Here is a 5,965-nt window from a genome sequence, read left to right as displayed (position 1 = left end):
GGCGGATCGGCGGATCGGCGGATCGGCGGATCGGCGGATCGGCGGATCGGCGGATCGGCGGATCGGCGGATCGGCGGATCGATGGATCGATGGATCGATGGATCGATGGATCGATGGATCGGCGGATCGATGGATCGATGGATCGGCGGATCGTTGGATCGTTGGATCGTTGGATCGTTGGATCGTTGGATCGTTGGATCGGCGGATCGGCGGATCGGCGGATCGGCGGATCGGTGGATCGGTGGGTCGATGGATCGACGGCGATCAGGGAAGGAGAGTTCGAGCGGGCGACGTCGAGCCCGCGCCGAGCGAATGAATTCGCCGCTGGAAAGTCGCGAAGTCCGCCTGCGCGGACTGCCCCAGAACGGCCGGCGCGTGTACACCGAGGCGACGTTCACGTGGTTGAAGCCTCACCCCTGGACGGCGCAGTTTGCCGTCCAGGGGTGAGGCTTTCCGCGGTCGTTGCGGCGACTTCAGTCGCTCCGGCCTGGGCCCGGCTGGCGCACGCCGATCATCCGCCCCACCTTGGACCGGAGGTCCCGACCCGCACCGCACCCGACGCGGAAACGATGATCACGCTTCGCCTTGCCACGCCCGACGACCTGCCGGCCCTGCACGCGCTCATCCCGCATTCCGTGCGCGGGCTGAGCCAGGGGTTCTACACGCCGGAGCAGATCGAGAGCGCCATCCGCTACGTCTTTGGCCCCGACACGCAGCTCATCGCGGACGGAACGTACTTCGCGGCCCAGGCGGAGGGCGCGATCGTGGCGTGTGGCGGGTGGAGCCGGCGCCGCACCCTTTACGGCGGCGACCAGATGAAGGACGCCGAGGACCCGCTGCTGGACCCGGCGACGGAAGCCGCGAAGATCCGCGCGTTCTTCGTCCATCCGGACTGGGCGCGGCGGGGGATCGCGTCGATGATCATGGAGGCGTGCCGCGCCGCCGCCGCGCGGGCCGGTTTTCAGCGGCTGGAGCTGATGTCCACGCTGCCGGGCGAGCCGCTGTACCGCGCGTTCGGCTTCCAGGCGCAGGAGCGGGTGGAGAGCCGGCTGGCGGACGGCGTCGTCGTGCCCTTCATCCGCATGGACCGGCCGATCGATGGCTGATCCGGATCGTCAGGCAACAAAGGCGGGAGGATGCGGCGAACCTCGCTGCATCCTCCCCGCCTTCGCGGGAGCGGATCCGCGCCTTTGGCGGACACCCGGCTGCGCGGGCGTCCGCCTTGGGACCGTCGACCGATCGTCCATCATCCGCCCCGGCGAGGCAAGCTCACCGGGGCGGATGGCGGAGCGAGTTACGAATCGATGGTGACGACGTTCTCGGCGCGCGGGCCCTTGGGGTCCTGCACCAGGTCGAACTCCACGCGCGCACCCTGCGCCAGCGAGCGGAAGCCCTTGGCCTGGATGGCGGAATGGTGCACGAACACGTCCTTGCCGCCGCTGTCGGGCTTGATGAAGCCGAAGCCCTTCTCGTCCATGAACCGCTCCACGGTCCCCGTCTCACGCGCCATCGTCTTTGTTCCTCTTGCTGGGTAAGGTCCTTCTCGAACACTGGAACGAATGAGCAAGGACCGTGCTCCTGCGGCGGAAAGCCGTCGAAACCGGCCCCGTCCGTCGGCCGAAACAGGCGATGAAAACGATTCCATTCACGCCGCTCCCCACGACCCGGAATTCACATAACGCCGCGTGGCGCCTGCATTTTTGGCCTGTCGCTCCCGTCCGCGTACACGTGTTTGCAAAATTGCGTCGCTGTTTCGCGCCGGGAGGGCGAAATCCGTCCCCCGCCGTCTCCTGCCTCGGGGCGAGACCTCTCCCTCCTCCCGGCGCGTCCTCGCGGTGCCGCCCCGCTCCGGCGGGAGGGTCGCCCTATTTTGCCGAGACTCTTTGTCAAAACTTTTGTTTCCTTGCCCGAAATGGGGCGCGGCGTACATTTCAGGGCACCACGCTGCACCGCCTTCCGCCACGCATCCCACCATCCGGCCATGCAACAGATCAAGGGCTCCGTCCTCAAGACCCGCCTCGGCTTCATCGAACAGAACTGGGGCAGGGAGGGGCTGGAGAAGGTCCTCGGCTCCCTGTCTAAGGAAGACCAGGAGGCGCTGCGCGTCATTCTCACGGTGAAGTGGTACCCGTTCGAGGTGGGCGAGCGGCTGGATGCCGCCATCGTGCGGGAGCTGGGCGGCGGGCGCACGGAGGTGTTCGAGCGCCTGGGCGCCGCCTCGGCCGACGCCAACCTGGCCACGCTGCACAAGAACTTTCTCACGCCCGGCAAGCCGCACGTGTTCCTGGGCAAGGCGCCCCTCATCTACGGCTTCTACTACGAGACCGGCCGCCGCACATACGAAAAGACGGGCGACCAGTCCGGCGTGATGACCACGTACGAGGCGGAGACGTTCAGCGCGCCGGACTGCCTGAGCGTGATCGGCTGGTACAAGCGCGCCCTGGAGCTGTGCGGCGCGCAGGGCGTGGCCATCCACGAGGACGAGTGCCGGGCAAAGGGCGGCGCCGTCTGCCGGTACCAGATTCGCTGGAACGGCGTGCAGACCGCCGGCTGATCCGCATCCACATCTCTCTTCCTCGCATGACGATCGACACCGCCGCCCTGCCGGCCACCATCGACCAGGTGCTCGTGCGCCTCAACGGCATCCTGGACGATGCGCTGCGGCAGGGGACGCGCATTGGCTACTTTGCCGCGCTGTACGAGCGCGTGACCACCAACGTGCGCCGCGCGCTCGTGGCGGGGAACGTGTTCCAGGACAACGCCCGGATGGAGCGCCTGGACGTGGTGTTCGCGGATCGGTTCCTGGACGCGTGGGACACGTTTTCGGCCGGCGGCGCGCCCACGCGCAGCTGGCAGGCGGCGTTCGCCCTGCTGCCGGACGCGAACCCCCTGGCCGTGCAGCACCTGCTGGTGGGGATGAACGCCCACATCAACCTGGACCTGGGCATCGCGGCCGCCACGGTGGCGCCCACGGCAGCGGAGCTGCAGGCGCTGTGGCCGGACTTCAAGACCATCAACGACGTCCTGTCCCGCCTGGTAAAGGTGGTGGAGGACGAGCTGGGGCAGATCTCGCCGCGGCTGCGGCACATCGAGGACTTCGCGCCGGGGCTGGAGGACCGCCTCTTCGACTTTGGCATCGACGTGGCGCGGGACTTCGCGTGGGACCTGGCCAGGGAGCTGGTCGCCACGCCGCCGGCCGGCTGGGATGCCGTCATCGCGGAGCGCGACGCGCTGGTCGCCGAGATGGCCGCCAAGCTGTATCCCCTGCACGGCCTGGCCGGCGAGGTGCAGCGCTGGATCCACAACGCCGAGTCCGCCGACGTTCGCTACAACATCCAGGTGATCGCGGAGTAGGCGGATGGACCCGGACGAGGTCCTCGCGCGCCCGCTTCGCCCCGACGCCGTGGACCTGGGGTTCGTGGGCGCGCGGCTGCGACGGCTGGACGTGACGCGCACGGACGCGGGCTGGCACATCGCGTTCGTCGTGGACGGCGCGGACGGGCCCGTGCGCTGCACCTTCGCCGACCCGCAGTGGGTGCAGCTGGCCGGCACGTGGGGCAGCGGGCTGATCGTGAAGGAGCTGTTCCATCGCCCCGTGCCCGACGTGCTGCGCGAGTCGCTGTCCTCCATCACCCATCCCCACCTCTACACGCTCACGGTCCGCGGCGGCTCGCACGTCAACGTGGCCTGTGCGGGGCTGGACATCGTCCCCGCGGACGCGTGAACCCGCGCGGGCTGCGGCCGCACACGCACGCCGAGCGGATGGCCGCCGCGCACGGGCTGGTCCCCCTGCTGCGGGACCGGTTCGGCGACGGGCTGCGGGCCGTGGCGCTCTCCGGCTCCCTCGCGCGCGGGGAGGACCGCGCCTTTTCGGACGTGGAGATGGTCGTATTTCTCCGCGATCCGCCCGCGCCGGGCGAGGACGCGTACCTGCAGCGGGTCGTGGACGCGATGCTCGTGGAGGCGGAGTACCTGACGGAGGAGGCGTACGTGGCCCGCCGGGCCGCCGTGGGGCCGGACTGGTACCTCGCCGCCTCGGACCACCTGCTCGCCCTTTACGGGGCGGACGTGGTGGAGCGGATCATGGAGCGGGTGCGGGCCCTTCGTCCAGCGCGCGAGGCGTTCCTGCGGCGGGCCGCGCGGCGGTTCCTGGAGGTGCAGGAGTCGTTCGGCAAGGTGCTGGGCGCCATCGGCGCGGGGGACCGCGAGGCGGTGGGACTGCTGCTGTGGGACGGCGTGCATCACCTCCTCGTCACCCTGTCGTTCCTGAACGAGCAGCCGTTCACGACGTTCGCGCGGTTCATCCCCGAGGCGCGGTCGTTCGCCCGCGCGCCGCCGGGGCTGAACGCGCTGCTGGACCGGGTGGCGGAGGGCCGGTTCAACGAAACGGATGGCCTGCGGGACCTGTTGATGACGGTCTTCGCGGGGATGGAAGCGATGTTCGGGGCAGAGGGCGTGGCGCTGTACGATGCGTCGCTGGACCCGGCCGTCCCCAACCGGCTCCGCCCATAGCGCGGAGCCGTTTGTTTACGCAGATTGGGCGCGCACGCGGCGCGACCTGCCGCGGCGGCCACTTTGCACCAACCGGGTTCATCCATGCCGCACAGCATCGAGCGCGAGATCCACATCTCCAAGCCCATCGCGTCGCCGGCGCGCGAGCTCATCCTGAACATCTTTCGCACGGACCAGCACCTCACGGCGCGGCTGCAGGAGGTGCTGCGCGCGGCGGACCTGCGGCTGGACGAGTACAACGTGATGCGCATCCTGCGCGGCGCCGGCGAGGCGGGGCACCTGCGCACGGACGTGGAGTCGCGGATGGTGCACGATCCCGAGCGGCTGCTGGCCCTGCTGCACAAGCTCAAGAGCCGCGGGCTCATCGAGGGCTCGCTGCGGCTGAACATCACCGCCGCCGGGCGGGAGCTGCTGTCCAGGCTGGACGGCCCGTTCGAGAAGACCATCGACGACGCCATCTCCTGGATCCCGGAGGAGAAGATCCGCGTGGCCATCGAGGTGCTGGAGAGCATCCGGGCGGGACAGGGGGCGTAAAGGGGGGCGGATTGGAAGAGCGAGGCGCGTCTCGAGTTCGGCAAGGCCGCGCTCCCAGCCTGAGCGGGTGAACCCGCCGCTGGGACAGCGATAAGCCCTGGCTCGCGCCGACGCGCACCGCGAACAGGGCTTCAAAGGCCAACGCCGGATGGGCCCGGCGGCTGGTTCGATGCGCCGATGCACACGGGCCGACCTTCGCTGGGGCAGTCCGCGCAGGCGGACTTCGTGCCGTTCCAGCGGCGAATTCATTCGCTCCGGCTGGGATGACGGCCTTTACCGGATCAGATCCGCAATCGGCATCATCCGCTCCGTCGCGAGCCCCGGCATCGACTCGCGGTCCCGAGCCCCTCCACCCTCACGCCTCCCGCCACCGTGGACGCGGCGATCCGGCGGGTGGCGGTGTTGTGGCGCGCGCTGGACGAGGCGGGAGAGCGTGCACACATTCAGGCTCGATCACGAGCGCTGCGCTGGCGCGCCGGTCACAGAGCCAGCGAACTGCCACCGGGCCTCTCCCGTGGAACCGTCAGACCTGAGCGAGGACACGCTGTTCGACGTCCTGCTCGACGCGCGCCGGCGCGCCGGGCTGCGCGATACCGTGCGGCACGAGCAGGGAACGCACCTCCCGCTCACACACGCCTACTTCGACCTCGCGTACACCGCCGGGGACGTGCCGAAGCTCGGGCAAGCCGTCCTCGCGCTGCTGGACGAGCCGGCGGACGAGGATGACCGATTGCTGGAGCCGCTGCTGAGCAACCCGGTGACGCCGCGCGAGGCGCTGTGGGCCGCGTACCACCAGGGCAGGGGCATCGGCGCGCTGGGCCACCGCCGCGGCCCGCGCGCGCTGCTGGAAGCCCTGGCGGAGGAGCACGGCTGCCACGAGGCCATCACCACGCTGGCACTCCTGTACTACGCCTCGGAG

8 protein-coding genes and 1 pseudogene are annotated in these 5,965 nt (G+C 69.8%); 8 read left to right on the top strand and 1 reads right to left on the bottom strand.

Going from position 1 to position 5,965, the window contains the following annotated elements; genetic code table 11:
- Positions 1-447: pseudogene (locus VFZ20_RS13855) on the top strand (hypothetical protein); the annotation flags it as partial.
- Positions 448-569: 122 nt separating this feature from the next.
- Positions 570-1,106: a GNAT family N-acetyltransferase gene (locus VFZ20_RS13850; RefSeq protein ID WP_329684487.1), complete on the top strand. Its 537-nt coding sequence runs from the start codon at positions 570-572 to the stop codon at positions 1,104-1,106.
- Between the two features lie 188 nt (positions 1,107-1,294).
- Here VFZ20_RS13850 and VFZ20_RS13845 read toward each other — a convergent pair whose 3' ends face one another.
- A complete protein-coding gene (locus tag VFZ20_RS13845; protein ID WP_329684486.1) occupies positions 1,295-1,510 on the bottom strand; it encodes a cold-shock protein in 216 nt (71 codons plus the stop codon).
- Between the two features lie 471 nt (positions 1,511-1,981).
- Here VFZ20_RS13845 and VFZ20_RS13840 point away from each other — a divergent pair, with 471 nt between their 5' ends.
- The 6 genes from VFZ20_RS13840 to VFZ20_RS13815 form a co-directional block, all read left to right on the top strand.
- Positions 1,982-2,554, top strand: a complete 573-nt coding sequence (locus tag VFZ20_RS13840; protein WP_329684485.1) for a hypothetical protein — start codon at positions 1,982-1,984, stop codon at positions 2,552-2,554.
- A gap of 26 nt (positions 2,555-2,580) precedes the next feature.
- Positions 2,581-3,354 (top strand): DUF5995 family protein, encoded by a 774-nt coding sequence (locus VFZ20_RS13835; protein WP_329684484.1) that lies wholly within the window; start codon positions 2,581-2,583, stop codon positions 3,352-3,354.
- A 4-nt stretch (positions 3,355-3,358) separates the two neighbouring features.
- Positions 3,359-3,724 carry a hypothetical protein gene (locus VFZ20_RS13830; RefSeq protein ID WP_329684483.1) on the top strand — a complete coding sequence of 122 codons (366 nt, stop codon included), beginning with the start codon at positions 3,359-3,361 and terminating at the stop codon, positions 3,722-3,724.
- Positions 3,721-4,512, top strand: coding sequence for a hypothetical protein (locus VFZ20_RS13825; RefSeq protein ID WP_329684482.1), 792 nt, complete (start codon positions 3,721-3,723; stop codon positions 4,510-4,512). Before VFZ20_RS13830 ends, VFZ20_RS13825 begins: the two co-directional genes overlap by 4 nt.
- Before the next feature lie 84 nt (positions 4,513-4,596).
- Complete coding sequence (locus VFZ20_RS13820; protein WP_329684481.1) at positions 4,597-5,046, top strand: hypothetical protein; 450 nt, start codon at positions 4,597-4,599, stop codon at positions 5,044-5,046.
- 514 nt (positions 5,047-5,560) lie between these two features.
- The coding region (locus tag VFZ20_RS13815; protein WP_329684480.1) for a hypothetical protein at positions 5,561-5,965 on the top strand (405 nt) is incomplete at its 3' end.

The sequence above is a fragment of the Longimicrobium sp. genome (assembly GCF_036280135.1).
In the GTDB taxonomy this organism is placed as follows: Bacteria; Gemmatimonadota; Gemmatimonadetes; order Longimicrobiales; family Longimicrobiaceae; genus Longimicrobium.
This window is presented reverse-complemented; position numbering and strand designations above follow the sequence as displayed.